Raw genomic sequence first — 25,428 nt, 5'->3', positions numbered from 1 at the left:
GTTGGACAAAGGGGGTTGGTGTCCATGGGGAAGACAGCCGTTGTCATTGATGACGACGACGACGTCCGGGCTCTCATCGAGGGAATCCTCGTCAGCACCGGCATGAGAGTGTATGCTGCCGAGTCGGGTGCGACGGGCGTGGAGGCCGTCCGGCGGCATGGGCCGGACATCATCGTCCTCGACTTCGGCTTGCCGGACTTCAACGGGGTGGAAGCCGCCCGGCGTATCCGGGGCTTCAGCAGCGCGCCAATCCTCATGCTTACCGGTCACGAGGACCTCGCCGACACCCCATTCGGTGCCGGCATCCAAGACCTGGTGGCCAAACCATTCAGCCCTCGGGAACTGCGTCTGCGGGTGGAAAAGCTGCTCTCCAGCGACGAACAATCCATTGTCGAAAGCACACAAACGGACTGAGTGCTCGCAGGGTCTTTGCCGGCAGGCGGACGCCCAGTAGCGCAAGACCTTGGCAAATCCTGTGCTTTTCCTACGGGATTTGGCGGAGCTAGCGGATGTTTTTAGGGCAGAATTTTCTCAAACGGGCTTGGCGCCGCGTTTCATCACTTAATCTCTGGGGGATTTCTGTGCATACAACATCAAAAACAAACCGCTGGGACAAGGCCAGGGCACTCCTTGCCGGTGGCCTGGTCCTGGGGGTGGGCGCGGCTGCTACCTTGGCCGCCTGGACAGACAATGAATGGGTTTTTGGCGGGTCCGGCAATGGCGACGGCACTGAGCCGAACACGCCCGGAACCGGGATATACAGAATGCAGCAAAACACGTGGGCAGGAACGGCCGGGGCAGCCAACTGGACTGACGAGCCGGACGCCAACGGCGGCGCGCTGACCTACACCATTGCGCCGGAACTGATGGTGCCGGGAAAAACCGTGTACTCCCCGATGCAATTGCGCGCCGTGGCCGGCTCGGAAGCCCTGGACGTTTCCCTTGCCCAAGGCATCCAGTCACAACTGAACCGGGGGCCGGACAACAGCACAGACCTCTACGACGCGCTCACGTACGGCGTCTACAGGGGTGTGGATAAGGCCACATGCGAGGCAGGAACGGTGGCCGGGGCCGCCGTCGTGGTTCCCGAGGAGTCTGCCTTGACCGCCGGTTCCTCAACAACGTTCCCCTTGTCCGCCGGAGATGACGCGAACACCGCAGGTGCGCCGGTGAACCTGTGCTTCGCGCTGACCCTTCCGTCTGGCGCCAGCGCTACCCTCCAGGGGCTGAACACGGTGCCTGTATGGCGGTTCACCAGCAGTGTTGGGCAGTAAGGGGAAAGGAATCCTTTCGCGCCGGCTGAAAAGGGCGGGCAAGGAAACTGCCCTGACGGTCCTGGCGTTGACCGGCTGCCTGTGCCTGCTGGCTGTGACCGCCGGGGCCTTGCTGAATGTCAGCCTGGTGGTCTTCCGGACCGGCTCGATGTCACCGGGAATCGAGCCCGGAGCCATTGCGATCGTGCAGAAGGTTCCGGCGTCGTCCCTCCGGCAAGGCGACGTCGCCACCGTCCAGCGTGAGGGGTCATCCCTTCCGGTCACTCACCGCATCGTTGCTTCCGAAGCCGACCCAACCGACCCCCAAACGTTCCACTTGACCATGAAGGGTGATGCGAACGCCTCGGAGGACCCCGTGCGCTATACCGTTCAGACCGCCAAGAAGCTCTTGTTCTCGGCGCCCGGCGTTGGATTTTGGGTGATGCGGCTCCAAAACCCATGGTTCATGGCTTTCTGCACCATCGCGATAGCGTCCCTCGTGTCCTGGACCTTCTGGCCGAGAACCGGGTCAGCACAGGTGCTCTCCGCCGAGGCAGGCAGGGAATGAGCCCCGTCCCTCCGCGCCGCCGTGCGGGACAACTCGGCAGGCTGCTGGCCGCCGTCGCGCTCGGTCTCGGACTGGGCGTGACGCCGGCTGCCTATGCGGCTCCTGCAGACAGTTACGAACCTATGCGGGACGTCCAGGAGACGGGACAACAGGGGCTCCTGAGCCTTACTTCCTCTGTTCATCCCATGCAGATCCCCTGGCTGGAGCCCGGCGACACTTTCAGCTGGCAAATCGGGCTCCACTTGTCCGACCAGCCGGTGGCTGACGGAAACCTGGAATTTATCCCGATTGGCGGGCTTTTGCAGCCGAATACGGGCTACCGGCTCACAGCGAAGCGCTGTGAAAGCCAATGGACGGGACAAAGCGGCACCGATGCCGAACTGGAATGCGCTGCCGAAGCCAGGACCCTGCTGGCCGACGCCCTCCTGGAAGCCGGTCCCACGGCACGGATTCCCTTGGGGGATGTTGCCGCCTCAGCAAGCCCGTACATACTCTTCACCCTCACCCGGCCGGACGAAAGCGCGGTGTCCGGCCCTTTCACCTTCGCCCTGGGGTTCACCGTCATGGGCGATGAAGCAGCGAGGGATAGCAGCCTTCCTGATACCGGGTTTTCAGGACCCCTTGCACTGACAGCCGGAGCGGTCCTGGTGGGAGCCGGAGTGCTTACTAGGCTCGTCCGAAGGAAAGCAGGCAACCCGTGAAGCCGGTACCGGCACTGCTTCGCCGCCGCATAATCGTGGCTGGCATCCTGGCTGCCTCTACTGTGCTGGGCGGTGCCACGCTGACAAACGCGGCGTGGGTTGACAACGAATACGTCCAAGGACGCGGGGTGGGCACGGACGGCCGCTGCGAGGAGGACAGCGGAACGGCCACGACGGCGTCAGCACAACAGCTGGCCGGCGACCTGATGGGCACCTCCATGGCAAATGTGGCAGCTGCCCAAGGGGTGCAGGTCTTCAACGACGGGGCCGGTAGCACCACTCCCAGTGCCGGGGCAATCCGCATCGATGACAACACCTTTATGGCTCCGCTCGACGTGGATCTGCTGGGCGCCGATCTGGTCCGGCTGTCGCTGCCGCTCGGCCTGCCGGTGGGCTCGGCGGATGCCTACAGCCAATGGAGCCAGACCCTCAACAACGGCAATGCGACGGCGGCCACCGGGCTGGTCACCAACAGCGGCGGCGCTATCGCCCTCGGGGAACCGGCCAACCCCGCTGATCCTCCCGTCATGGCCACCCTCGACCTCGGCTCACTGGTACCTCCGGAGCTGGCCGGCATGACCCTGGACATCGGGGCAGCGTCCTCCCTCGCCTATCTGGAACAATGCGGAGATCTTGGCAACGGCTGGCTGGGTCCGCTCGAGCAGCCGCAGGTGGAGCGGACCTACGGTGTCTCCCTGCTTGACCTGGACGCTGAAATGCAGGAGCTGGATTCCGCCGTAACCGGTACGGAGCAGTTGCTGGACGGGATTCCGGCAAAACTGGATGACGCTGAGGCCGGCCTGGAGCTGGCCATAGCTGCGGGCTTCGGCCCCGTGGATGCTCCCCTCATCGAGGCGGTGACCCTGGGAAGTGTTGATGCAGCGGTGAACATGGGCACTCCGGACCTCGGTCCTGTCCGGACGCTCCTTCAGGGAACGAGGACCGATGACGGAGGGTTGCTGACCGTCGATTTTGGAACCGGGATAGTGAGCATGGACCTGGCCAAGACAGCCGGCGGCGCCAACGGGCTCAACGGCATGGCACCGAACACTGAGGTGATCGCGAACCAGGCCATAACCCAAGAGCTCGCCGCGGCGCTCACACAGGTGCTGGCGGACTGGCGGGACGACGTCACGTCGGCGCTGGTTACCGCCATCCGTACAACACCGGTGAGCGTCACCGCGGCGGTTCATGTCCAATCGATGGGTGTTCCCCTTGCCGTCATAGATCTTGCCCTGGGGCCGGTAACGGCCGGCCAGCTGATAGACGTGCACAATGGGGTCCCGGGCACGCCAGTGGTTCCAGTTACGTCCTCCATAAACATGCTCGGGTTGGAACTGCCGACCGACGAACTCAAAGCCCTGGCGTCGGATCTGGCGTCCGATCTCCCGGGCATCGCCGGCAAGGCGCTTTACAACGAACTCGTCGTGGGGGTCGTGGGCCAGCTGGAAACGTCGCTCACAGACTTGACCGATCCTGTTGCGCCTGCGCTGGCCTACACCCTCAGCCGGCTCAGCAGCCTGCTCTCGATCATGGTGAACGTTCAGCCTGACCAGCCTGGCCATCCGGAACCGTCAAGTTCCGGCCCCTTCAGTGTGTCGGCACTGCGGCTATCGTTGGTCGATGCCTCGGGCGCCTTGAATCTGTCCCTGGCAACCTCTTCGGTGGGGCACGGAACCCGGTCTTGAATTTCCTGAACGGAAGGCCAACGTCGGAGCGGACCCAAGCGGTTGCGGCCGTCCCTGTGCCAGGCAGTAAGTGTCAGGCGCGCTGCCCGGCTCCCCGGGAAGCGTAGCTGATCGAGATGGGGCCATCGGCGTCGTCATCCGCGGAAATGTAAGCCGTGAAGTCCGCCAGTGACATGAAGCAATAGAAATCGCTGTAGCGGTAGTTTGATTTTTCTGCCCTGGTTGCCACTTTCATTACCTTCATTTTCGTTGTACGGGGGCATTCGTTGCCTTCTGACTAAATGATGAGTGGTGTCGATCAAGGTTCCCGATGATTTCCTGCACAGTTCTCAAAGGACTGGGGCAAAGTTCGCGCATGAAACGCTACAGGTAAGAACGGCCGCGGTTTACCGCTGGCCCAGGGCCGGGCCAGTTCCTTTCCGCCGAGGCCAAATCTTGACCAAACCCTCGCCGCACCTGCGGCTAATGCTGAGCCTCCGGGCGTAGCTTGGGCGCATCAGGGCAGGACATCAGAAGGGGTGGCGGGAATGACTATCACCGAATACGCCGTGGCACTGGGCGGCATGCTGGCACAACTCGCGGGAATGGGGCTCCTGGCCGCAGGACTGATCAAGGCAAAAGCCCGCAAAACGTACTCCCGCGAAAGCGGCGTAGCCACTCGCGCTCAGTGACGCGGCCGCGACAGCTTATCTGCGCGCGCCTCGTGCTGTTCTGCCGCCTTACGGATGAAGTCACAGTCGCTGGGAGAGAGGGCTGTTTCACCGTGCCGGTCCTGCTCGAACCGGACTCCGGTGGCCGTCGCCATAGCTGCCGCGACGGACCGGGGAAGGATCCTGAACCCGGGATTGTCGACCAGCCACTGCCGCGTTCCTGGCTCCAGCTGGTCCCATAACTTGGCAATATCCATTTACAAAACCCCTCTCTTAGCCACTTCCCCTGCCGGATCCACTGCACCCGGCGACCCCAGCTGCCGCACGCCGTCTAGAAGCCGCTGGCGGCAGCGGCAGTGAAGCTGCCGGTTCCGAGCGGGTTGCCTGCCAGGTCCGTGAGGTTCGGCGCCGGAGAGTACGTGGGCGTGCCTGCCACCACCGACGTGTTCACTGCTCCCTGGCCGTTGGGCGCGTTGCCCAGTTTGATGGTCAAGGTCCTGGCAGTGGAGTCCCACGTAAGGGTGGATGCGGTGCCGTTGGCTCCGAAGACGGCGGCATTGGTGCCCACATAGTTCCCGCCCAGGAGAATGGCTCCGATGTTCGGGGCGGTGCAGGTGCTGCCCGTGAAGCTGATGGTGTCGTTCGCGGCGTTGGAGCCGTTGGCCACCGTGGCGGTGCCGTTAATACTGGCCCCGTTCCAGCCCGGGCAGAACTTTGCCGGATCCATCGGCTCGGAGTACGTGATGGTCACAGTGTCGCCCTTGTCGGCCTTTCCTTGGCCCTGGTTACCGCCGCCGTGTGCCAGGGCCACGCCTGTCACGGCGGGCGCCACCGTGTCCTTGCCGGTGGTGCCGGAAGCGGCGGCCGTTGTGCTGTTGCCGGCCGCGTCGCTGGTGGATGCCGTGTACGTCAGGGTGCCGTCCCTGAGTGAGGACAGGTCCAGCGTTGCGGACCAGGAGGTGCCGGAGGGTGTGGCCTGTGTGGGCGGCACGCTGTTGAGCATGGAATCCCTGACGGTCACGGTGACCACCGTGCCAGCCTCGGTGGTGCCGTTGACGGTGGCACCGGTTGCAGTGCTGCTGTTGACGTACATCGGGGCTGTGATGGTCAGGGCCGGCGCCACGGTGTCCTTTACGTCTGACGCAAAGGCGGGAGCGCCTGTGTTCCCCGCAGGATCAGTAACGGTGACCGTGTAGGTCACGGTTCCCTGGTTCAAGGGCCTCAGGTCCAGGTCCAGGGACCATCCGCCGCCGGGGCCTGAGGCGGTGGCCGTGTTGGTGACGGTCTGGCCGCTGCTGTCCCTGGCGGCTACGGTCACAGTCCCGCCTGCTTCAGCGGTGCCGGAGACAGGGATAGCAGCGGCGTTGGCGATGTTGACGTAGGCCGGAACAACAAGGGCCTGCGCCGGCGCCGGGGCCACGGTGTCCTTGGTGCTTGTGGCGGCCGTGATGGTGCCCGTGTTGCCGGCGGCGTCCGTTGCGGCGGCTGTGAAGGTGACTGTTCCCTGGGCCAGGCCGGACAGGTCGGGGCTGGCGGACCAGGACCCGGTGCCGGAGGCGGTGGCAGCAACCGTCACTGATTGCGCACCATCGCCGGCAGTCAGGGTGATTTCGGCTCCCGCCTCGGATGTGCCTGTCACCGGCACGGCGGCGGCGTTGGCGGAGCTTACATAGGCTGGGACGGTCAGTCCCGGCGCAGCCGGCGCGGTGGTGTCGATCCGCACCGTGTAGCTCTGCGCCGCTCCCGAGTTGCCCAACGCGTCGGTGGCGAAGTAAGTGATTGTGTGGGTGCCGTCGCCGCTGACCGGAACGGTGGCGGTGGCGGCGCTCTCTGTCTGCTCCGCGCCGCCGTCGACCGCGTACGTAATGGAGGCGACGCCGGAGCCGGCAGCGCCGTCGTCGGCCGTGATGGTCACGGTGACGGGGCTGGTGCTGTTCCATCCTGCGGCGTTGGGCGCGGGCGATACCGCCGAAACGGTCGCCGCAGGGGCGATGGCATCGCTGCTGACGCCGTCGCTGCGCGGGCTCTCCGCGCCGGTCCAGAGGGCGATGGTTGGGGTGACTGTGTAGTACCAGATGCCGGCGGGGACATCCTGCTCGGTGCAGGTGAGCGTGGCGACTGTGCCGGCGCAGCCGCCGGTGGCCGGTGTTCCCGTTCCGCCGGTGGCAGCCGAATACCTGGTGACGGCGTACCCGGTGGCTGCCTGCCCGTTGACCGTGGTTCCGGCCGCCCAGGTGACGGACAAGGACGCGCCGTTGGCCGCCACGGCGGGTTGGGCCCCGGGCGATAACGTGTCCGCGGCCGCGGTCGCGTTGCTGCTGGTGGTGGAGGAGGCCCAGAAGGCGAAGGCCGCGGTGCCCGTGCCGAGCAGGAGCAGCAGCGCCGCGGCAACCCACGCCGGCCGCTTTGAGGGGGCGCGGTGAAGGCCGGGCAGCCTCTTCCGGATGGCGGCGGTCATTTGCGCACCTCCGCCGTGACGGGGAGGTGGAAGGTGGCGCCCTGGCAGGCCGCGAGTGAGGTGGTGTCCATGGCAGCCGTTCCGGGAAGGGTGAGCAGTGTGGAAGAGTTCGCCGCAACGTAGGTTGCCGGGGACAGCGGCGCGGCGGTTCCGGTGAAGGTGACCCCGGTGGTGGTGCACCCGGGGTGGGCGGCGTCCGCGGTGGCCTGGCCGCCGGCGGTGACGCTGTAGACCTGGACCGCGTACGGATTGGGGTTGGTGATCCGGAGGACGACGTCGGCAGTACCGCCCGGGACAAGTGTCGCCTGCGGGCCGTCCCCGGCCACGAGTGCGTCCACCGTCACGGCCTGCATCGTAGCGGCGGCGGCCGAGCCGGACCCGGTGCCGGCGGCGCCGGTCCAGAAGGCGTAGGCGGTTCCGGCGCATGCGGCAAACATGATTCCGGTGAGGGCCGCCGCTTTGAGGCCCCGCCCGGCAGGTGCCGTCCTTGCGGTGGTGGTCATCTCAGTTCCCCTGTCCTGATCCTGAGTACGTGAGCTGCAGGGCGGCGCCTTTGCAGCCGTCCTGGTTGGCAGCGGTGTCAAGCATCGCCACCTGTGGCCATGCCGTGGGTGGTATGCGGAGCCCTGAAAGGCTACTGCTGCTGCCTGCGGGAACGGCGAGCGGGTACGGGCCGCTGTACTGCGTGACGGCGAAGTCCGCCGCGGTGCAGGGCAGGTTCCTGGCCGCAGCGTCCTCGCTCCGGGTGACTCCGGCGACGGCGACCGAGATATTGGTCAGGGACAACATTTTGTTGTTGGGGTTGTTGATCTGCAGGTCCAGGCCTGCCGAAGAACCGGGTGACAGGGATCCTGGGACATTTCCGGAGAGGACGAACTGCTTGATGGTGGCGTCCAGGACGAGCTGGACGTTGGCATAGGCGTTCTGGGACCTGCCGGCGGAATCCTTCCCCGTGCCCACCAGGTGCAGGCTGTAGCTTCCTTTCGGGGAAGCGGCTGTGGTTGCAACCTGCAGGGTGGTGGAGTTGCCGGTGGCGGGGTTGGGCGAGAATGAGGCGGTGGCCCCGGCGGGAAGTCCGCCGGGGACGCTGAAGCTGATAGGGCTGGAGAAGTCGTTCCGCGTCAGCTGCAGGGTGTACACCGCGGTTGCGCCCGGCGGAACGGCGACGGAATCCGGGGTGGCGGCCACTGAGAAGGACGTGGAGACCCTGTAGTTAACGGTGAGGCCGGCGCTGACGCTGCCGGAAACCTTGCCGCTGGTGCCCTTGATGGTCAAGGAGCTGGTGCCGGCCGGGGTGTTCGGCGCGGTGGTGACGTTGAGGGTGGCCGTTGCCGTGGTCCCGGAGGCCAGGGTCACCGAAGCGGGCGAGAACGTGCCGGCGGCGCCGGAGGGGAGGCCCGCGACGGAGAGGCTGACGGCGCCGCTGAAGCCGCCCGTTGAGGTGAGGGACACAGTGTAAACGGCGCCCTGGCCTTGCTGGACAGACTGGCTGGCAGGGGAGACCTGCGCGGTGATGCCCGGCTTCGGATTCTGCGGCGCAGCGGAAAGTGTTCCCGCGCCGGCCAGGAGCAGCGCGATCCCGATCAGTGCCGCCTTCATTGCTTTACGCAAGCGCTGCCGCGGCTGTCCCTCTTGGTTGTGCACCCCGTGCCCCTTCCCATGTGGTGCAAATGACGGCGAACCGGGGACGGGGTTTCCACCCGTCCCCGGCCCGCAGATTTGCTACTGGCTGTCGACGGTCACGGTGATGGTGGCGCCCTTGCAGGCGTCCTGGTTGACGGCCGGGTCGTCGTTGAGGGTGAGGGTTCCGGTACCGAGGGCCGTGCCGGTGGCGCGGCCGGCAACGGTGGTGGTGCCGGCCGGAACTGTGGCGTCGAACCAGGCCGGCAGGCAGCCGGCGACGTCGGTGGTGACTACGGGGTCCACCAGAGTCACAGGGGTGCTGCTGGTGTTCGGGTTGGTGGCCGTATAGGTAATGTCCACGGGGGCGCCGGGGGCGACGTCCGGGGCCACGGTCACGTTGATGGTGACCGCCTGAGTTCCGTCCGAGGCAGCGGCAGAGCCGCTGCCGGACCCTGTGGTGCTCCAGTAGGCGTAGGCGGCGCCGCCGCCGGCTGCCAGCAGCACTGCTGACGCTGCAACAGCGGCGATCTTGTTCTTCTTGGTCGTTGGGCGCATTGAAAGACTCCTTGTGCGTGCGGTTGGAAAGCCGTTCCCCCATGAGCGGCCCCATGCCGGTGCCTTTCGGTGGATCGATGACCCCATGTTTTCGCCTGCTGCCGGGCGCAACAACACGTACGGGTACCCGAAAATCCACGCACCTGAGCGACGCACTACTTGGTTTTGTTGGCTACTACTCAGGAACCCGGCGCTGCAAAAGCCGCGGGATTCCTGCCGATTTCCCCGGAAATGCGCAGTGGCCAGTTGCACAACAGGTAGTCCCGCGTCGGCGGCTATCCCGGCGGACGCGGTGGCCCGGCGCGCACAAAATTTAGGGATGTGGCGAGGGTGTCCACATCTCGAAAGCCCGGAACGTTACGGCAGGCGTGCTTGCCGTAACTTTCCAGCTATGGTCCGGAGGCCTGACGTGTATGTTTGTTCCTCCGACGTTTGGGTAATTGGCACTACGTCAGGTTTCCTGGGCGGCGCTGGGCCAGCTACGAAGGCCTGGCAGCTCAGGGGGAACATGAGTGACGTTGGTGTGGCAGTAGTTGTAGAAGATGACGCGGACATGCGCAATCTGCTGGAAGGGGTGCTTGTTCAAGCGGGCTTCGAAGTCCACGCGGCTGCGGACGGGCGCGCGGGTGTTGAGGTGGTGCGGGACAGGCAGCCGTGCCTGGTCACGTTGGACGTGGGCATGCCGGATATTGATGGCTTTGAGGTACTGCGGCGGATCCGGCGGTTCAGTGACGCGTACATCCTCATGCTGACCGGACGAACTGCAGAGTCGGATGTCCTGACAGCGCTCCAGGCCGGAGCCGATGACTACATCACCAAGCCTTTTCGTCCCCGCGAAGTAAGGGCACGGATCGCGGCGATGTTGCGCAGGCCCCGGTTTCAGCGTTCCGCCGGGGCATCGGCTACAGCCGGACCGCAACTTCCGGCTACTGCCTCAGAGCGTCCCGCACCGGTGCTCCAGCACAACGGGTTGGTTCTTGACCCCAGGATGCGGACCGTGGACGTGGGGGGAGTTGGGCTGGAGCTGACTCGGAGTGAATTCGATCTCCTTTACGAACTGCTTCGCAGCTCCGGAGGTGTCCGGTCACGAAGGCAGCTTGTCGAGACCCTTCGTGGAGGGCCTACCCTGGACGGCAGCTATATCAGTGAGTCCGATGAACGCGCAGTGGAGGTCCATATCGGCAATCTCCGGCGCAAGCTCGGGGACGATCCCCAGTCTCCCCGCTGGCTGCAGACGGTCCGAGGGGTGGGATACTGCCTGGCCAGGAAGCGCCCAGGCAACACCTGACTGAACGGAGCACCATGCAGGGCGCGGGCTACCCGCTTACCAATGAGTAGCGCAGTTCGATTTCCTTCACCGTGCGCGCCGCCCAGAGTACGGCAAAGTCTGCCGTGAACTGGCGCAGGAGCCCCATAGCCGACGAGCTCCTCTTCGAGTTCATCAAGGGTCGCTGTGTCGAGTGCTGGCAGGTGCGGTAGGGATGGTCGTCATGAGCAGGAGATAGTGGCCATCGATCCCAGCGCTATGATCGCAACTCTGGCCCGGATGGTGTCCCAAGCGGTGGGCTGGGCCTGCCAGGAACCATACTTGGCCGTCACCGTGACCGAATAGGCGTAATCACCCGCCCCCAATGGCGGGGGCGTGACCCTTTCCGACGTCACACTGGAGGAATAGCTGGAACTTTTGATTGTTAGTCCGTTCCTGGTCACGGTGACGTCGTAACCGGTGACTCCTGCCCGTTGGGGGGTCCAGGTGACCAGGACCGCCGTCTCGTTCGGAACATCAGCGCACTCAAGGTCCGGGGATGGCAAAATTCCTGCCTTCACCTGCATTGTCATCGAGGCGTTCTGGCTCCAGAGTGCGAGGGCAGGGCCGCTGCCGCCTGCTATGAGGAGAGTGAAGCAGAAGCCGAGGACGAGCACACGGAAGGATTTTGGCTTCATTCCGGCCAGCCGCGTAAGCGTCGGGCGCAGATACGCCCGACGTGGCAGATCATTCTTCCTAGTCATCAGCTGATGCCTTGTTCCTCCGCATGTAGACAAGGATGCCACTGCCGGCCGTCACGAGGCCGGCGGCGGCCAGGAACCACCCCCAGGGCTGGGGAGCCCCCGTCACGGCCAACGGAGCGCTGGACGCGGGCAAAGGAGCGGGCGCGGCCAGCCCAGGTGCGATGGTTCCCCCGCCTGAACTGCAGGCACCGCCGCGGGTGGCGCCGTCCTGGTCCTCAAGCATGAACCGCACATCGAAGCCGCTGCTCTGCCGCCGTGTTGCGTTTGATGAGTCACGGGCCAGGTCCAGTTTGAAGGTGAGACGGACGCTTTCAGCGGGTTCCAGAGCCCAGCCCGCAGCAAGATCCGAGCAGGAACCTGACCCGCCCAGCGCCATCCTGGCTGTGGAGCCCAAGTTTGAGCGGATAGCAAGTCCCAGGTCCGCTGTAAGCGCCGCACCCGGCTCATGTCCGAGTGCGGCGATGGACAGGAAAGCGGTGCGGTTGGTGCCGTTGTAGACCCAGACGTCTGCCGACGACGATGACCCGGGCACGAAGCCGGTGATCTCGCCGAATATTGGGCGCGCCAGTGACCGGGAATAGGTCACGCCATCGGCGCTGAGCAGGAGTTCCGGCTCAGCTGCCTGTGCCGGGCTTGGTGACATCCCCAGCACCGCTGCCGCCGCCGTCGCGCCTGTAAAGGCGGTCCACACCCGGACGCAGTACGTAAACGTCCGCCCGTTCATGGGTTGGGCGCCTGAAGCGGAACGGAGCCCTCTTCTGGCACGGAGTGCGGGATAACCGCGTGACGCTTAGTCCTGGTATGGATACCGCGGACTGTGGTGAACACCCCGTATCCGACGAGGCCGAGGCCGATGAAAGGCAACATGTCATTCCGTCCGCTGGAGGCGGCGGCGGTGGCAAGGAAGCCAGCGTGCGGCACTGCGTAGAACAGCTTGCCCCGGACTTGGACCTCGAGCACAGGTTTCCTGTCCTCGACCGAGTTATTGTCGCCCTTCGTGATGAAGGTCCGTTCGCCTTGCTGGTTTGAGCTGACCGCCACGATGCGGTGCGTTATGACGTCGGGCCGGCCCGATTCGATCTGGTAGGTGATGACATCACCGACGCGCAGCTCTCCGAACGGAACCGGCCTGACCACCAGGAACGTGCCCGGCGAATAGGCCGGAGCCATGGAGCTGGTCAGCACCGTGTAGGTGTAGGAACCACTTAGGCGGGGAACGACAATCAGGACCAGGGCAGCCAGCACAGCCAGGGCCATGGCTCCCATACTTAACGTCTGGAACAAAAGGGCGGGTCTACGGCCGCCGCGGCGCTGCTCCATATGCCGGTGCCTGGCCATTCTTGGCTCCTACGAAATCTGTTCAACGAACAATGGAACTGATATGGATGCGGACTGCCCCTGCAACGTGGAGGGCGCTCCCGCGGTGAGCTGGATCCTGAAGCAGATCACGGTGGAACCGCCCTTGGGAATCTGCACACCCTGGAATCCCGACTGGTAATTAGCGGCCGGAAGGGCTTGGCACTCGGTGAGGTTCCCTGCCGTGGCTGACTCGACCGACAGGTACTGGGATATGCCCGTTCCAGGGCCTGTGTCTGTGATGATTGCGGGTTCCGGGAGGGATGCGTTCACCGTGAACGCGGATCCCGCCGTGGTGGCGTTGCTTACCGAAGCTCCTGCGTACACGGGGGCGCCCGGAAAGAGTTCGTCCAGCGGCGCTGCGGTGCTACTCAGTGCAACGGTCGCCGGAGTCCCGTCGGGAAGCACCATGTTGTACGTGCCGGTGTTGTTCGAACCGGTCAGCATGACGAGGAAGTCTGTGGAGCGCACCGTTCCTGCACCTGCCGGGACCAGCGCGTTCCACAGCGCGTAGGAACCTCCGACGGTGGTGAGGCCCAGGGCAACCCCGGCAGCAACTATGGCAGCAATCCTTGCTGTGCGTCCCGGTTGTATCGCCACAATTCCTCCCGCCATGTCATGTCCGCGCGTGTGCCCGCGGAGCCTAAAGGCTCCGCGGGCACACGCCTTACCGCTGCACTATCAGTGAATGCTTACGGTTCCACGATGGGATCTGCCGGGGCGATCTGCTCCAGCTTGAACGCGACGTTGCTGAAGCTGTAGGTCGCGTCAGTGCTGGTACGGCCAGTGGTGGATTCCAGGAAGTCGAAGGTCACCGAAGCGACGGCGTCCGTGACGTCGTCGTCCTTGTCCAACGGGTTCTGGATTGGCACGCCGTCTTTTTCCAGTGTGACTGCGGACGTGGTGTAGGTGTCCGCAGCGAAACCGTCGTTGACGCCGGCAGGGTTCACCACTGTCAGGTTGGCCGCGATGTTGTCACCGTCCAGGGTGATGTCCACGGTCTGGGTGTAGGTGAGAGTGTCCCCGGGGACGATCTGGTAAGTGTTGATATTGGGGATCGTGATCGGACCATTCGCGCCCGCAACCGTCCATACACCTGCTTCGGCAACCAGGTTGAGATCACCGGCTGCCACGGTCCCGGCCTCAGCGTTCTGCTGCACGTTCCATACGGCCAAAGTGCCGCCCCCGCCGACCAGCAACATCACGCCTGCGGCAGTAACAATGGCGCCTTTAGTCATTCTGTTCAAAGTACTTATCCCCTCAAAAGTTGCGGAATTTCCGGATACACACAATGCTGGGGCACTTTTCACAGGTTCCCGACGGTATTCGCGAAGGAAAACCATAGGAAAATCCAAGGAGACCCGCTGGAATCCTTGGGATTGGGTATCCAGCACCCCAGGCATGGACTGCAGCTGGTCGAAGATGACCCGCCGCAGGTCGATGTTGTCCACGGCGCTCTTTCATGTCACAGGCCTCGCCGCCGCCCTATGAGGTGGCCGCGGCCCAGCTTGCCTAAACCTGCTGCAAATCTTTACTCAGGCTGCGGATAATTGCCGGACTCCTTGAGGATGGCGGGCCACTCTTGTTCCAGGGGCTTACCGGCCGGGTATGGCATCCACACAAGAGACAGCAAGCATGCAGGGAAGCAGGGAAAGTCGTGAGCCAAGCAACAGCACTGGATGGAGACAGAACCCAAGACGCAACCGCCGATGAACTCATCGCTGCGTTCCGCACGTGGGGGCTGGCCGGCAGCATTGACAGGTTAACCGTGCCGCTCCGCCGGCAAGGCGTTTGCGTACGGATGGAAACTCCCCACCACGGCCTCGAGATTCCGGCGGCCTGCGCTATCCTGCTCTACCGCGCCGGGCAGGAAATCCTCACCAATGCGTTCAGGCACTCCAATGCAACCGCAGTGACCGTCCGGCTCGAGGCCGTCTACCACGGCATCCGCCTGACCATCACTGACGACGGCATTGGCTTCAGCCCGGAAAGCCAGGCCGAGGCTTCCCGGAATCACCGATACGGGGTGTGCCTGATGACGATGGCCGTCAACGAAGCGCACGGCTTCGTGAGCGTTGACTCTGCTCCGGGCAGGGGAACCAAGGTCTCCGTCACCATTCCCCTGGATTAGATTTCAGTCCCCGGCCTTGGACACGATAGGCAGCGGTCCTGGCCGCTGCGGGGCGGGCGCCTATTACTGAGTTTTCTGTGAAGACCGGCCCAGTTTGGCAAGGCCTGCCTGAGGGTTTGCATAGGTTATTCACAGATGCGGCTTTATGCCTCGAATCGCCTTGTCCTCCGTGTTCCCATAGTTACTACGCCCGCCAATCACATCAACAGGCGGCTCTTCACGGGGGAATCCATTTTGGCAAAACATCTGGCGCGGGCTGCTGCCCGCCGCGGCCGGCAGCACCGGCGGCATGCCGCCCGGCTAGCCATCAGCGGGGGTACAGGCGTGCTGGCCGTGCTCGTTATGGGGCTGCAGGCAAACGGCTCGGTTCCTGCTGCTGAACATGCGCCTGGGCACACCTCCGGCGGTTTTGCAGCTACAGCCGGCCAGGGCTTCGCAGCGGGGACGGGGGTTGCGCAGGCAGCCGGCTCAACCCTGGACGCTGTCTCGGCCCCGGCCGATGCTTCGCTGACCTACAGCCGCTCCATCGTCCTTACCGAGGCGAAGAAGGAGACCGGGAAACTCAGCGCCGCCTCAACCGCCTCGCAGCGCCCAGCGGCCGGAACGCTGATGGCACCGCTGGAGGCACTTCTCCCCAGTTCGCCTTTCGGACTCCGGACGAGTCCCATCACCGGAAGAGCGGGGGAATTCCACTGGGGCCTCGATTTCGCCGCATCCTGCGGCACGCGCGTCCACTCGGCGGATGCCGGCGTGGTGCGGGCCGTGGGCTGGCATCAGTGGGGCGGCGGCAACCGGGTTGAAGTGGATCATGGCAACGGGCTGATCACCACCTACAACCACCTCGAAGGCATAGGTGTCCGGACGGGACAGTCCGTCCAGGCCGGCGACGTTATCGCCAAGGTCGGAACCACCGGTGCGTCAACGGGCTGCCATCTCCATTTCGAAACGGTCTTGAACGGCAGCCACACCGACCCTGCTAAATGGACACTGGTGCCGCTGCATTCTCCCGATCCCAAGGCCGATATCACGATGGCCGACTACCGGAGCGCCGACAGAACGAAACCTGCGCCGGCATGGGTAGTCTCCGTTGAACAGATCCGTAGCCATGAATCGGCTGGCCACAGCCACGCGATGCCGGAAAACGGGCCGACGGTGGCGTCGTCTCCTTCAGCTGCCGCCACCGCCGGTCCTTCACCCTCCCCGACGATGGTGCCAGCCCCTACCGTGGCGCCTACCCCAACAGCTACGGTGTCCCCGGCGCCTTCTGCCACCGCGACGGCGGCCACCCCTTCGCCGGCTGTCAGGTGAAGGCCACCTCTTGGGTTTAGCTCCTGATCTCCCGCAGCTCCTCAAGGGTTTCCGCAGGTTAATCCAAGGAACGGATTTAGCGGACGATGGTCCTGTTAGCCTACTTTCGGCCCCCATTTTCACGGGCCGGTTTTGGGCATTGTATGCAGTGGGGGAGTACAACATGACCAAGTACGGAAGAACGACCATCAGGTCCTTCATCGGCAGTAACGTGCTGCTCTGCGTCCTAAGCGTGCAGGTGGCATTCGCCCTGGCAGTGGTCGCGGGTCTGCACTCCTTGAGCGGCAGCACCCTCCAGCCGCCTGCGGGTTCCAGCCTGCTCTGCTCCGTTGCCGGCGGGCTGATCGTCGTTGCGGTGTGGAGCTCGATAAGGGGAATCCGTACCCATTACAAGGAGCGCGACCGGAACCGGTCCGTCTCCAACCTCATGGAAACCGTCTCGGACACAAGCGGTGAATGGCTTTGGGCCGTGGACGCCCACGAAAATTTCAGCTTCTCAAGCAGGGCCAGCAGCGCACTGCTGGGCTATGAGCCTGCGGAACTGATCGGCAGGCCGGTTAGCATGGTGATCGACGAGGATGAACTCGCCGTCGCGCGCCAGGCAGTGGCAGATATTCTTGGGGACACCGGCTCGGACTGGACCGGCGTCCCGATCCTGTACCGCCACCGCACCGGCGCACCCGTTTGGATGGAGGTGTCCGGGAGGTCACGCCCATCGCGGATCGGAGTACGCCCTTGCTACGAAGGATCCAGCAGGCCCCTGTCCGCCGAATCAGCGCAGCTTCTCAAGCGGCGCATCCGGGAGCGTATCCACAGCACCGTCCAAGACGGAATGATCCTCACAGCCTTCCAGCCCATCTACGAACTCAGCACCGGAACAATAACCGGCGTGGAAGCACTCACCCGGTTCCCCAGTGACGACGGCCGAAGTCCGGACCACTGGTTCAGCGAAGCCGCAAGCGTGGGGCTCGGCGGACAACTTGAATTTGCGGCTCTGGAAGCTGCCCTGCGGAGGACAGCCAAGTTGCCGGAGCATCTTTACGTCGCGCTTAACCTCTCACCGGACACCTGCCTGGACCCGAAGCTGCCGGCGCTGTTGAAGCAGCCCGGCCTCGCCGCTGACCGAATGGTCCTGGAGCTGACCGAAAGGCTCCCGGTAGAGGACTATGCGCCGCTGCTGTCCGCACTGGACCCATTGCGGCAGCGCGGCCTGAGAATTGCAGTGGACGACGCCGGATCCGGCTTCTCCTCAATGCGCCACATCCTTAGGCTCCGGCCCGACATCATCAAACTTGACCGCAGCCTCGTTGCCGGGCTTGACAGCAACCGTGCCCAGTGGGCCCTCGGTGCGGCCATGGTTGACTTCGCCCAGGAGACAGGAGCCCAGATCGTGGCCGAAGGTATCGAGACCCTGGCTGAACTTGCGGCTGTTACCCAGCTTGGCATGACGTCCGGTCAAGGATACTTCCTAGGCCGCCCCAGTCTCCATCCTGCCGACTGGGAAGCGTGGAAGGAAGCACGCATCGGCGGCGTGCTTTAGCCAAGGTTTCGCTTGCATAAGTGCTGCACCCAAGCCCGCACATGCCCTGCGATCCGCGGCGTGACCCAATTTTGTCAATTCCGATACTTGCATGTAGCGTCCTGTCAAGCGCCGTGTCATCCGCGTCACAGGCCAATCCCCGAGGTAGCCGCCGTCAGCCATGCCGTACATTGACATCAATCCCCATAAAGGTCGTCCCAAGTGGCACGGTTACGCTGTCCTGGCCGTTCTCTTAATACTGACCGCAGCCGTAGTTGCCGCCGCACTGGCCCACCGCTGAGTCCGGGCTGACACTCGAAAGCATCGTAGACTTACAGTTTGAACCAGAGTGCTGCTGAACTTCTTGCCGAACGTCCTGGGGGATAAACATGTCCGATCCGGCGGATCAGAATGCGCGCGCCAATGCAGACGATGCAGGGCAGCCGCCACTGCGCCGACGCCGCGACCTCCGTCGCGTCGACGGCGAGCCGGCGGATGTCCGGACAGGAACCATGCCAGCCGTACCGCCCGCCCCTTCCAGCCCGCCTGAAGCCGGAGGGCCGCTGACACGCCGGACCTCGTGGGCAGAAGCTGCCGCGGCCGCCGATGCCGCGCAGCCAGCCTCTGCCGTCCCGCCTCCCACCCGGCCACCTGCAGCCGCCCCGACGGCCGTGCAGGACACCCTCACCTCCGACCCTGGTGCAGCTGCCGGGGAAGGCGCACCGCCGCCGTCGGCCGCCCCTGCTGAAGCTCCCGCCTTCCGCCGCGTCCGGCCTACCGTTGCGGACAGCATTGCTGAGAGCCCCATGCCTGATTTCATCAGCTCGCCCGGGCTGTTCGTGAAGGAGCAGAAGCCGCGGCCCGTGGGCGGCCTCCGCGGAGCCATCTACAGCGTGACCGGCGGTGCCTGGAACCTGGGCCCGAGCGCCAGGCAGCGCCAGGAGGATGAGCTGGCGCGCCGGATCTCGCGACAGCTGCAGGGCAGCTACAACACCGCTGTGCTCAGCCTCAAGGGCGGCATCGGCAAGACCTCCACTACCGTGGGCGTGGGCCTGACGCTGGCTGAATTCCGCGGGGACGCCCCCTGCGCCATCGATGCGAACCCCGACTCCGGTGACCTGGTGGAACGGGCACTTGGCGAGGGCATTTACCAGCAGTCCAGCCCGCGGACCATTACAGACCTCCTGAAGAACATCGACTCCATCGACTCGCTGACAGCCCTGGCCCGGTACATGCACCACGCCGGCCGGCTGCACCTGATCGCGGGGGAGCAGGACCCGGAGGTCTCGGATTCACTCACGGCGGCTGAGTACCTGCGGATCCGCAAACTCATTTCCAGCTATTACTCCGTGGCGCTGACCGACTGCGGCACGGGTGTGACGCACAACGCCATGAGCGGGATCCTGCAGTCTGCGGACAATCTGGTGATTGCCGCAGGCTATGCAGTGAGCGGTGCCAAACGTGCCCGCAGCACCCTGCACTGGCTGGCCAGCCACGGCTACGAGGAGCTGGCCCGGAACGCCGTCGTCGTTATTACGGACAAGGACGAGGTCTCCTCCCGGGTGGACAAGGACGCCATCGAAGAACACCTGGCCGGGATCTGCCGCGAGCTCATCGCGGTTCCGCACGACCGTGGCGTGGCTGACGGCGACCTCGTCACCCTCGATGTCCTCAAACCCGAGACCAGGCGCGCCTACAAGGAGATCGCCGCTGCAATCGTGGACGGGTACCGGTAGAACGATTCCTCTCAGTGCCCTCCGCATTGACCGGCTTTGGCAGGACGCGCAGGCAAGTAGGGAGATAGGTGCTACAGGTACTCGGCGGGTGAAACTCAGGTACCGGCTACTGGTGCCCCGGCCAGGATGCAGGGCTAATTTCGGCCCATGGGTGGATACGAGGACGACAGGCGGGCAGATCGCCGTCCGTGGGTTTCTATGCCGGTGGCAATGTTTGGCTTCAAGGAGGGCGCGGCGTGGGTGGCGGACGATGTGTTCGTCACCCGCGACCTTCGTGGCGACGTGCTGGTGGAGCGATGGGATGGACGAGGGGTGCGGTGCGCAGTGGTCCGCAGGAACAGCGAAGGCTTCATGAGGGCCATGTGGATCAAGCTCAATGAGATCGCCGTGGATGGGATCCCGGAATCGGCGATCTAGAAAGAACTTTGCCGCAGTTCCGAGCCCGCGTTTAGCACTGACTGAACTTCTTGCCCCAATGACAGCGCATTTACGGTCGGGTCGGTTGTACTCTTTGTTCAGGTGGAGGTTGCACGCTGTGATGAGTCAGTGATGCGGCCAAGACCCGGTGCCGGGCTCAGCCGGTGCCTGGGGACAAAAAGGAATAGCCAATGTCAAGGGACGAGCCTTCGTTTCCAGCAGGCATCGGTGCAGAGGACATGCCGGGTCCGGGGGGACCCGCAGTGCCGCCTTCGACGGCGGAAGACACCACTCTGCGCGGGCAGGTGCTGGAGCTGATCAATGACGTGTTGTCTGATCCCGCTCCCGGCGGGACATGGGCCAGGCAGCAGCTCCAGGACCGACTGGCTGCCCATCCGGACAATCCTGAACGAGCGTTTCTGGAACATCTGATCGGGACGCGCAAGCCGGACGCCGGGCAGCATACTCTTCCCGCACCCAGTGGGCCCGACTCGCGGGCTACGCCTGCGGGTCTCCTGGACGCGCCGCGATCACGCAGTGCCGGAATGACCAAGAGGATCAAATCGGTCCTGGGTAGCAGGCTATTGCTCACGGCGTTCCAGCCGATACACGAGCTGCCGGAAGGAAGAACCGCGGGGTTTGAAGCGCTCACGCGCTTCGTCACCAGTGACGGAGCCGACGCCGAAACCTGGTTCAGGGAAGCCGAAGCCGTAGGCCTCGGCACCGAATTGGAGTTGGCGGCGCTCTTGTGCGCCGTGTCCGCGGCGCGAACGGTCCCTTCCCATCTTTTTGTCGCATTCAACCTTAGCCCCGCAGCCTGCACGGAAGCCCGGGTTCGAGACGTGCTCCAGGACTCCGGCTTGGCGATGGACAAGATCGTCATTGAACTACGGGGCCGGGCAGACGACGCGCGGTGGGACAGCGTCATCCAGTCGATGGAACCGCTACGTCAACAGGGCCTGCGGGTAGCGGTGGATGGCTCCGGTCCGGGCTTCATGCCTGCCGATCGGATTCTTAGCCTTCGGCCGGACATCATCAAGCTAGACCGTACGTTTATTGACGGAATCGTGGCGGGCCGCGACCACGATGAGCCCGCCGTGATAGGGCTTGCCCGCGAGGTCGGGGCGGTCCTGGCTGGTGAAGGAATTGAAACTGAGGCCGAGCTGGCAGCGGTCATTGACGCTGGCCTGACGTCCGGCCAGGGCTATTTGCTTGGCCGGCCGTCGGTGCACCCGCTGAACTGGTCCTCCTGGGTCATACAGCCAGTGGCAGCGGCCTCGGTGGATCCGTAGGGTTCCGGTGCGCCGACTATTGCGTCTGTGCGCTCAAGGCAGCACTAAGGTTTGCGCAGGATACTCCGAAGAACGGGTCTTTGGGGCTCCACGGGACTTAGCCTTAAGGCATGGTCATTTCAGCTCAACCAGCAGTGCCGTCCGGCGGCGACGAACCGGACGGGCGTGGCGTTCCCGCGCCGGGGCCCGACGGGACGGGCGACGGTCAGAACCTGCCCTTAGTGGACACGGGAGTCCTGCAGGATCTGGAAGACCAGCTGGGGCGAGCCGATCTGGCAACGAATTTTGTGAAGGACTATGCGGCGTTGTGGGATCAGCGGGAGCGCCGGCTGGCTGTATCACTTGCTGATGAGGATTGTGACGCGGCCCTTGATGCTGTCATCAGCCTGAGGGTGTCTTCCGCGATGGTGGGCGCCCGTCGTCTGGCAGGCCTGGCCCAGGCATTGGAGCGGGCCGTGCGCAAAGGCGACCTGAGCCGCGGATGTTCGGTCTTGGGCCAGATTTCACTCCATGGCAGGGCCACGGTCACTGAACTCGAAATCGACTATCTCCGCCAGAGGGCATAGATACGTCAGCATCTGTGGCTACCGCGTGTCCAGATCCTCAAACACCAAAAATGTCTGGGTATCCAGCACCCCGGGCATGGACTGCAGCTGGTCGAAGATGACCCGCCGCAGGTCGATGTTGTCCACCGCGCGGACCAGGAGGATCACGTCGAAGTCGCCGCCCACCAGGGCCACGTGGTGCACCTCGGGGATCACGGCGAGCTGGTCGCGCAGCTCGCGCCAGGCGTCCTGCTTCAGCTTCAGGGTCACGTAGGCGGATGAGCGGAGCCCCGCCTTGATGGGGTCCACGAGCGCCGTGAACCTGGACAGCACCCCCTCGCTGGTGAGCCGGCCGATCCGCGTGTAGGCGTGCGCGCGGGAGATATGGACGTTCTCCGCCACCTGCGTGACGGACATCCGGCCGTCCCGGGTCAACTCGGCGATGATCCTGCGGTCGATCTCATCCAGCGGGACGGGTTCCGTCCCGGCATCCTTGGCTGCCACTTTGCCCACGGCCCCCGTCAGTAATCCGGCTCACACTGCAATTCGTCTTCCAGTGTAGGCAGAATCGGGCAGGATCGTTGCAGTTAGTGGGATGCCGGATGCGAAAACCCAGCCAAGGGCCCGGCTACGGAGACTTGTGGCTATGAGCATCCTGCAGGTGCGCTGCGGTGCGGATGAAATCGCAGTCGCTGGGGGAGAGGACAGTTTCACCGTGCCTGTCCTGTTCCAGCTGAGCTCCCGTGGCTTTGGTGATTGCGGCCACCACGGCCCGGGGAAGGATCCTGCACCCGGGATTATCCAGCAGCCACTGCCGCGTTTCCGGCTCAAGCCGGTCCCACAACTTCTCAATGTCCATTACAGCTGCCCCCACTCTTTGTAATTCCCCTGTGTGTGAAATGCCGCTTTGCCCACAGCGGTTCCGGGGCGGAAGGGGCTGCGCTGTCCCCTCCGCGCCCTGTGCACCTTCCGAGTGTGGTCCTGCATGAAGGAGAGGTCAAGGGACTTTCGGCAGGGGGTGCCGGCACCCGCGGAGCTCCCGGGATGGGGCGTGCTCATCGAACCCTGGCATGCTTGGCCGCCAATTCGTCCACGCACCCAGTCAGTAATCCAGCTCACACTTGCAATTCGTCTCCCGCCACAGGCGGAATCGCGCAGCTTCTCCACGATTCTGCGAGGTACTGGATACGAAACCTGTCCCGGGCGGATACTGGGAAGGAATAGTGGCAACAGAAGGACGGAACAATGACGATCTCCGCAGACCACACCGCGGCGGACCAAACCACCGCGGACCACAGCAAGGCCCCCGCCGGGAATGACCTCTCGGAAACGGCCAAGAAGTTCGGCATCAGTGCCGAGGACTACATGCTTCCGGCCCGGCACCAGATCCAGATGGTGGACCCGGACGGCCGGCTCCTGCCGGACAGTGAGCAGGGCACCGAACCCGGCCACGAATACCCCCTGCCCGGCGATGACGAACTGCTGGCAGCGTACGAGCAGCTCGTCGTCGGCCGCCGCGTCAATGACCAGAACTCCGCACTGGTCCGGCAGGGCCGCATGGCCGTGTACCCGTCCAGCCACGGACAGGAAGCCTGCCAGGTGGCGGCAGCCCTCTGCCTCTCCGACGGCGACTGGATGTTCCCCACCTACCGCGACGCCGTGGCCGTGATGACCCGCGGCGTGGACCCCGTGCAGGTGATGACCATCTTCCGCGGCGACTGGCACAGCGGGTTCAACCCCCTCCAGCACAAGGTGGGCATCCAGTGCACCCCGCTGACCACCCAGCTGCTGCACGCCGTGGGCGTGGCCCACGCCGCCAAGCTCCGCGGCGAGGACACCGTGGTGCTGGCTATGTGCGGCGACGGCGCCACCAGCGAAGGCGACTTCCACGAGGCCCTGAACTTCGCCGCCGTCTTCCACCTGCCCGTCGTCTTCTTCATCCAGAACAACAAGTACGCGATCTCGGTGCCGCTGGCGCACCAGTCCGTGGCGCCGTCGCTCGCGCACAAGGCCGTGGGCTACGGCATGGCCGGCGAACGCGTGGACGGGAACGACGTCGTCGCGCTGCTCGCCGTCCTGGACCGCGCCGTGAAACTCGCCCGCGAAGGCTCCGGCCCACTGCTGGTGGAAGCCAACACCTACCGCATGCAGGCCCACACCAACGCCGACGACGACACCCGCTACCGCGAAAGCAGCGAGGTTGCGGAGTGGCGGGCCAAGGATCCCGTGAACCGGATGCGCACCTACCTGACGGACCGCGGCCTGCTGGACTCCTCCGTGGAGGCGCGGATCTCCGGGCACGCCGAAGCCGTGGCCACGCAGTTGCGTGAAGGCCTCAGCGAGGACGTCCCCGTGGATCCGCAGGAGCTTTTCCGCCACGTCTTCGAAACGACCACGCCCCAGCTGAAGGAACAGTCCGCCCTGCTCGCCGACGAGCTCGCCCGCGACGCAGCATCATCCCAGAACCCCGCATCTCAGGATTCAGCAGCACAGGAGGCCGGCAAGTGAGCCCCACCATCACCACCTCGTCCGAGGCCAACGGCAACGTTTCTGCTGCCACCGCACGGGCAGCCGCCTCCGCCGCAGCCAGCGCGGAAGCCGCCGGCCCGCAGCCGGTCACCATGGCCAAGGCGTTGAACACTGCTTTGGCCGACGCCATGCACGCAGACCCGTCCGTCCTGGTTTTCGGCGAGGACGTGGGCATGCTCGGCGGGGTCTTCCGCATCACCGACGGCCTCACCGCCACGTTCGGGGAGCAGCGCTGCTTCGACACCCCGCTGGCCGAGTCCGGCATCGTGGGCATGGCCGTGGGCATGGCCATCAACGGGATGCGCCCGGTGATCGAGATGCAGTTCGACGCGTTCGCCTACCCGGCGTTCGAGCAGATCGTCAGCCACGTGGCCAAAATGCACAACCGCACCAAGGGTGCCGTGAAGCTGCCCATGGTAATCCGGGTTCCCTACGGCGGCGGCATCGGGGGAGTGGAGCACCACTGCGACTCCTCCGAGTCCTACTACGCCCACACCGCCGGCCTGAAGGTGTTCACCCCGGCCACCGTGGCGGACGGGTACCGGATGCTCCGCGAGGCCATCGACTCGGACGATCCCGTGATGTTCATGGAGCCCAAGAAGCTCTACTGGTCCAAGGACCTGGTGGACCTGGACGAGTTGCGTCGCCTTCACTCGGAAGGCACGACGGCGGGACGCACCACCGAGGGCCGCGCCGCCGTCGCCCGTCCCGGCACGGACGCAACGCTGATCGCCTACGGGCCGTCCGTCCCCACCGCGCTCGCCGCCGCCGAAGCGGCAGCGCTGGAAGGGCGTTCGCTGGAAGTCATCGACGTGCGGACCATTGTGCCGTTCGACGACGAGACGGTCAGCGCGTCGGTGCGGAAGACCGGCCGGGCCGTGGTGATTGCCGAAGCCCACGGATTCGCGTCCGTGTCCTCGGAGATCGTGGCCCGGGTGCAGGAGCGCTGCTTCCACCACCTGGCCGCCCCCATCCGCCGCGTGACCGGGTTCGACATCCCGTACCCGGCGCCCAAGCTTGAGAAGTACTACCTGCCCGGCGTGGACCGCATCCTCGACGCCGTCGACGACCTTCAGTGGGAGAACTGAC

The 25,428-nt window shown here is 64.8% G+C and carries 30 protein-coding genes and 1 pseudogene; 16 read left to right on the top strand and 15 right to left on the bottom strand.

Going from position 1 to position 25,428, the window contains the following annotated elements; translation table 11 throughout:
• The first annotated feature begins 24 nt into the window (after window positions 1-24).
• The 5 genes from C3B78_RS15365 to C3B78_RS15345 all read left to right on the top strand — a co-directional run bounded on the left by C3B78_RS15365 (window position 25) and on the right by C3B78_RS15345 (window position 4,210).
• Entirely contained in the window at window positions 25-414 is a 390-nt protein-coding gene (locus tag C3B78_RS15365) for a response regulator transcription factor (RefSeq protein ID WP_158677262.1), read from the top strand.
• A gap of 167 nt (window positions 415-581) precedes the next feature.
• Window positions 582-1,274, top strand: a complete 693-nt coding sequence (locus tag C3B78_RS15360) for a SipW-dependent-type signal peptide-containing protein (RefSeq protein ID WP_234005421.1) — start codon at window positions 582-584, stop codon at window positions 1,272-1,274.
• On the top strand, window positions 1,261-1,821 hold the full coding sequence (locus C3B78_RS15355; RefSeq protein ID WP_104998820.1) for a S26 family signal peptidase: 561 nt from the start codon (window positions 1,261-1,263) through the stop codon (window positions 1,819-1,821). Before C3B78_RS15360 ends, C3B78_RS15355 begins: the two co-directional genes overlap by 14 nt.
• Window positions 1,818-2,522: an LPXTG cell wall anchor domain-containing protein gene (locus C3B78_RS15350; RefSeq protein WP_104998819.1), complete on the top strand. Its 705-nt coding sequence runs from the start codon at window positions 1,818-1,820 to the stop codon at window positions 2,520-2,522. Before C3B78_RS15355 ends, C3B78_RS15350 begins: the two co-directional genes overlap by 4 nt.
• On the top strand, window positions 2,519-4,210 hold the full coding sequence (locus C3B78_RS15345; protein ID WP_104998818.1) for a choice-of-anchor G family protein: 1,692 nt from the start codon (window positions 2,519-2,521) through the stop codon (window positions 4,208-4,210). Before C3B78_RS15350 ends, C3B78_RS15345 begins: the two co-directional genes overlap by 4 nt.
• A gap of 73 nt (window positions 4,211-4,283) precedes the next feature.
• Here the strand turns inward: C3B78_RS15345 and C3B78_RS19890 are convergent, their stop codons facing one another.
• The gene (locus C3B78_RS19890; RefSeq protein ID WP_199775266.1) at window positions 4,284-4,445 is read right to left on the bottom strand and encodes a hypothetical protein; all 162 of its coding nucleotides are present in this window, start codon (window positions 4,443-4,445) and stop codon (window positions 4,284-4,286) included.
• 292 nt (window positions 4,446-4,737) lie between these two features.
• Here C3B78_RS19890 and C3B78_RS19885 point away from each other — a divergent pair, with 292 nt between their 5' ends.
• Window positions 4,738-4,881, top strand: a complete 144-nt coding sequence (locus C3B78_RS19885) for a hypothetical protein (RefSeq protein ID WP_199775265.1) — start codon at window positions 4,738-4,740, stop codon at window positions 4,879-4,881.
• Here C3B78_RS19885 and C3B78_RS15340 read toward each other — a convergent pair.
• The 5 genes from C3B78_RS15340 to C3B78_RS15320 form a co-directional block, all read right to left on the bottom strand.
• Entirely contained in the window at window positions 4,875-5,117 is a 243-nt protein-coding gene (locus C3B78_RS15340; protein WP_104998817.1) for a hypothetical protein, read from the bottom strand. The genes C3B78_RS19885 and C3B78_RS15340 overlap by 7 nt on opposite strands.
• A 74-nt stretch (window positions 5,118-5,191) precedes the next feature.
• Window positions 5,192-7,318 (bottom strand): beta strand repeat-containing protein, encoded by a 2,127-nt coding sequence (locus C3B78_RS15335; RefSeq protein WP_104998816.1) that lies wholly within the window; start codon window positions 7,316-7,318, stop codon window positions 5,192-5,194.
• Window positions 7,315-7,821 (bottom strand): hypothetical protein, encoded by a 507-nt coding sequence (locus C3B78_RS15330; protein WP_104998815.1) that lies wholly within the window; start codon window positions 7,819-7,821, stop codon window positions 7,315-7,317. Before C3B78_RS15330 ends, C3B78_RS15335 begins: the two co-directional genes overlap by 4 nt.
• Before the next feature lies 1 nt (window position 7,822).
• A complete protein-coding gene (locus C3B78_RS15325) occupies window positions 7,823-8,917 on the bottom strand; it encodes a COG1470 family protein (protein WP_234005420.1) in 1,095 nt (364 codons plus the stop codon).
• 123 nt (window positions 8,918-9,040) lie between these two features.
• Window positions 9,041-9,496 (bottom strand): hypothetical protein, encoded by a 456-nt coding sequence (locus C3B78_RS15320; RefSeq protein ID WP_104998813.1) that lies wholly within the window; start codon window positions 9,494-9,496, stop codon window positions 9,041-9,043.
• Window positions 9,497-10,004: 508 nt separating this feature from the next.
• On the opposite strand from C3B78_RS15320, the gene C3B78_RS15315 reads away from it, so the two are divergent.
• On the top strand, window positions 10,005-10,784 hold the full coding sequence (locus C3B78_RS15315; protein ID WP_104998812.1) for a response regulator transcription factor: 780 nt from the start codon (window positions 10,005-10,007) through the stop codon (window positions 10,782-10,784).
• A 28-nt stretch (window positions 10,785-10,812) separates the two neighbouring features.
• On the opposite strand, the gene C3B78_RS20260 is transcribed toward C3B78_RS15315, so the two are convergent.
• The 7 genes and pseudogenes from C3B78_RS20260 to C3B78_RS20115 form a co-directional block, all read right to left on the bottom strand.
• Entirely contained in the window at window positions 10,813-10,938 is a 126-nt protein-coding gene (locus tag C3B78_RS20260; protein WP_267895216.1) for a hypothetical protein, read from the bottom strand.
• A 46-nt stretch (window positions 10,939-10,984) separates the two neighbouring features.
• Window positions 10,985-11,506, bottom strand: a complete 522-nt coding sequence (locus tag C3B78_RS15310) for a hypothetical protein (protein ID WP_104998811.1) — start codon at window positions 11,504-11,506, stop codon at window positions 10,985-10,987.
• Window positions 11,499-12,230 (bottom strand): hypothetical protein, encoded by a 732-nt coding sequence (locus C3B78_RS15305; RefSeq protein ID WP_104998810.1) that lies wholly within the window; start codon window positions 12,228-12,230, stop codon window positions 11,499-11,501. Before C3B78_RS15305 ends, C3B78_RS15310 begins: the two co-directional genes overlap by 8 nt.
• Window positions 12,227-12,763: a signal peptidase I gene (locus C3B78_RS15300; RefSeq protein ID WP_234005419.1), complete on the bottom strand. Its 537-nt coding sequence runs from the start codon at window positions 12,761-12,763 to the stop codon at window positions 12,227-12,229. Before C3B78_RS15300 ends, C3B78_RS15305 begins: the two co-directional genes overlap by 4 nt.
• Window positions 12,764-12,853: 90 nt before the next feature.
• The gene (locus C3B78_RS15295; RefSeq protein ID WP_104998808.1) at window positions 12,854-13,462 is read right to left on the bottom strand and encodes a hypothetical protein; all 609 of its coding nucleotides are present in this window, start codon (window positions 13,460-13,462) and stop codon (window positions 12,854-12,856) included.
• 92 nt (window positions 13,463-13,554) lie between these two features.
• Window positions 13,555-14,100, bottom strand: coding sequence for an alternate-type signal peptide domain-containing protein (locus C3B78_RS15290; RefSeq protein WP_104999830.1), 546 nt, complete (start codon window positions 14,098-14,100; stop codon window positions 13,555-13,557).
• A 138-nt stretch (window positions 14,101-14,238) separates the two neighbouring features.
• A pseudogene (locus C3B78_RS20115) lies at window positions 14,239-14,316 on the bottom strand (transcriptional regulator); the annotation flags it as partial.
• A gap of 347 nt (window positions 14,317-14,663) precedes the next feature.
• Between C3B78_RS20115 and C3B78_RS15280 the strand changes: the two are divergent.
• The 7 genes from C3B78_RS15280 (at window position 14,664) to C3B78_RS15250 (ending at window position 21,831) form a co-directional block, all read left to right on the top strand.
• Window positions 14,664-14,993, top strand: a complete 330-nt coding sequence (locus C3B78_RS15280) for a sensor histidine kinase (RefSeq protein WP_104998807.1) — start codon at window positions 14,664-14,666, stop codon at window positions 14,991-14,993.
• A 234-nt stretch (window positions 14,994-15,227) separates the two neighbouring features.
• A complete protein-coding gene (locus C3B78_RS15275) occupies window positions 15,228-16,301 on the top strand; it encodes a M23 family metallopeptidase (RefSeq protein ID WP_158677261.1) in 1,074 nt (357 codons plus the stop codon).
• A 163-nt stretch (window positions 16,302-16,464) separates the two neighbouring features.
• Window positions 16,465-17,841, top strand: coding sequence for a sensor domain-containing phosphodiesterase (locus C3B78_RS20110; protein ID WP_234005418.1), 1,377 nt, complete (start codon window positions 16,465-16,467; stop codon window positions 17,839-17,841).
• A gap of 491 nt (window positions 17,842-18,332) precedes the next feature.
• Complete coding sequence (locus C3B78_RS15265; RefSeq protein ID WP_234005417.1) at window positions 18,333-19,556, top strand: MinD/ParA family ATP-binding protein; 1,224 nt, start codon at window positions 18,333-18,335, stop codon at window positions 19,554-19,556.
• Between the two features lie 210 nt (window positions 19,557-19,766).
• The gene (locus tag C3B78_RS15260) at window positions 19,767-19,973 is read left to right on the top strand and encodes a hypothetical protein (protein WP_158677260.1); all 207 of its coding nucleotides are present in this window, start codon (window positions 19,767-19,769) and stop codon (window positions 19,971-19,973) included.
• Between the two features lie 545 nt (window positions 19,974-20,518).
• A complete protein-coding gene (locus tag C3B78_RS15255) occupies window positions 20,519-21,265 on the top strand; it encodes an EAL domain-containing protein (protein ID WP_234005416.1) in 747 nt (248 codons plus the stop codon).
• Window positions 21,266-21,375: 110 nt separating this feature from the next.
• Window positions 21,376-21,831 carry an Hpt domain-containing protein gene (locus C3B78_RS15250; RefSeq protein ID WP_158677259.1) on the top strand — a complete coding sequence of 152 codons (456 nt, stop codon included), beginning with the start codon at window positions 21,376-21,378 and terminating at the stop codon, window positions 21,829-21,831.
• 18 nt (window positions 21,832-21,849) lie between these two features.
• On the opposite strand, the gene C3B78_RS15245 is transcribed toward C3B78_RS15250, so the two are convergent.
• Together C3B78_RS15245 and C3B78_RS15240 are read right to left on the bottom strand one after the other, a co-directional pair.
• Window positions 21,850-22,314 carry an Lrp/AsnC family transcriptional regulator gene (locus C3B78_RS15245; protein WP_104999828.1) on the bottom strand — a complete coding sequence of 155 codons (465 nt, stop codon included), beginning with the start codon at window positions 22,312-22,314 and terminating at the stop codon, window positions 21,850-21,852.
• A 124-nt stretch (window positions 22,315-22,438) separates the two neighbouring features.
• The gene (locus C3B78_RS15240; RefSeq protein ID WP_104998801.1) at window positions 22,439-22,669 is read right to left on the bottom strand and encodes a hypothetical protein; all 231 of its coding nucleotides are present in this window, start codon (window positions 22,667-22,669) and stop codon (window positions 22,439-22,441) included.
• Between the two features lie 386 nt (window positions 22,670-23,055).
• Here C3B78_RS15240 and C3B78_RS15235 point away from each other — a divergent pair, with 386 nt between their 5' ends.
• Both C3B78_RS15235 and C3B78_RS15230 read left to right on the top strand, forming a co-directional pair.
• Entirely contained in the window at window positions 23,056-24,318 is a 1,263-nt protein-coding gene (locus C3B78_RS15235) for a thiamine pyrophosphate-dependent dehydrogenase E1 component subunit alpha (protein ID WP_104998800.1), read from the top strand.
• A complete protein-coding gene (locus C3B78_RS15230) occupies window positions 24,315-25,427 on the top strand; it encodes an alpha-ketoacid dehydrogenase subunit beta (protein WP_104998799.1) in 1,113 nt (370 codons plus the stop codon). The genes C3B78_RS15235 and C3B78_RS15230 overlap by 4 nt, the downstream gene beginning before the upstream one ends.
• Window position 25,428: the final 1 nt, after the last annotated feature.

The organism is Arthrobacter sp. PGP41, from assembly GCF_002953935.1.
GTDB lineage: Bacteria > Actinomycetota > Actinomycetes > Actinomycetales > Micrococcaceae > Arthrobacter.
Note: the sequence above shows the minus strand (reverse complement) of the source record. Positions and strands in the feature narration are given on the sequence as shown.

Coding starts and splice junctions, on each gene's coding strand:
- C3B78_RS15335 (WP_104998816.1), bottom strand. CDS start 7,318: ATGACCGCCGCCATCCGGAAGAGGCTGCCCGGCCTTCACCGCGCCCCC.
- C3B78_RS15310 (WP_104998811.1), bottom strand. CDS start 11,506: ATGACTAGGAAGAATGATCTGCCACGTCGGGCGTATCTGCGCCCGACG.
- C3B78_RS15290 (WP_104999830.1), bottom strand. CDS start 14,100: ATGACTAAAGGCGCCATTGTTACTGCCGCAGGCGTGATGTTGCTGGTC.
- C3B78_RS15235 (WP_104998800.1), top strand. CDS start 23,056: ATGACGATCTCCGCAGACCACACCGCGGCGGACCAAACCACCGCGGAC.
- C3B78_RS15280 (WP_104998807.1), top strand. CDS start 14,664: ATGGAAACTCCCCACCACGGCCTCGAGATTCCGGCGGCCTGCGCTATC.
- C3B78_RS15320 (WP_104998813.1), bottom strand. CDS start 9,496: ATGCGCCCAACGACCAAGAAGAACAAGATCGCCGCTGTTGCAGCGTCA.
- C3B78_RS15260 (WP_158677260.1), top strand. CDS start 19,767: ATGTTTGGCTTCAAGGAGGGCGCGGCGTGGGTGGCGGACGATGTGTTC.
- C3B78_RS15315 (WP_104998812.1), top strand. CDS start 10,005: ATGAGTGACGTTGGTGTGGCAGTAGTTGTAGAAGATGACGCGGACATG.
- C3B78_RS15365 (WP_158677262.1), top strand. CDS start 25: ATGGGGAAGACAGCCGTTGTCATTGATGACGACGACGACGTCCGGGCT.
- C3B78_RS15265 (WP_234005417.1), top strand. CDS start 18,333: ATGCCAGCCGTACCGCCCGCCCCTTCCAGCCCGCCTGAAGCCGGAGGG.
- C3B78_RS15305 (WP_104998810.1), bottom strand. CDS start 12,230: ATGAACGGGCGGACGTTTACGTACTGCGTCCGGGTGTGGACCGCCTTT.
- C3B78_RS20260 (WP_267895216.1), bottom strand. CDS start 10,938: ATGAACTCGAAGAGGAGCTCGTCGGCTATGGGGCTCCTGCGCCAGTTC.
- C3B78_RS15325 (WP_234005420.1), bottom strand. CDS start 8,917: ATGAAGGCGGCACTGATCGGGATCGCGCTGCTCCTGGCCGGCGCGGGA.
- C3B78_RS15350 (WP_104998819.1), top strand. CDS start 1,818: ATGAGCCCCGTCCCTCCGCGCCGCCGTGCGGGACAACTCGGCAGGCTG.
- C3B78_RS19885 (WP_199775265.1), top strand. CDS start 4,738: ATGACTATCACCGAATACGCCGTGGCACTGGGCGGCATGCTGGCACAA.
- C3B78_RS15240 (WP_104998801.1), bottom strand. CDS start 22,669: ATGGACATTGAGAAGTTGTGGGACCGGCTTGAGCCGGAAACGCGGCAG.
- C3B78_RS15330 (WP_104998815.1), bottom strand. CDS start 7,821: ATGACCACCACCGCAAGGACGGCACCTGCCGGGCGGGGCCTCAAAGCG.
- C3B78_RS15250 (WP_158677259.1), top strand. CDS start 21,376: ATGGTCATTTCAGCTCAACCAGCAGTGCCGTCCGGCGGCGACGAACCG.
- C3B78_RS15300 (WP_234005419.1), bottom strand. CDS start 12,763: ATGGCCCTGGCTGTGCTGGCTGCCCTGGTCCTGATTGTCGTTCCCCGC.
- C3B78_RS19890 (WP_199775266.1), bottom strand. CDS start 4,445: ATGAAAGTGGCAACCAGGGCAGAAAAATCAAACTACCGCTACAGCGAT.
- C3B78_RS15340 (WP_104998817.1), bottom strand. CDS start 5,117: ATGGATATTGCCAAGTTATGGGACCAGCTGGAGCCAGGAACGCGGCAG.
- C3B78_RS15255 (WP_234005416.1), top strand. CDS start 20,519: ATGACCAAGAGGATCAAATCGGTCCTGGGTAGCAGGCTATTGCTCACG.
- C3B78_RS20110 (WP_234005418.1), top strand. CDS start 16,465: ATGACCAAGTACGGAAGAACGACCATCAGGTCCTTCATCGGCAGTAAC.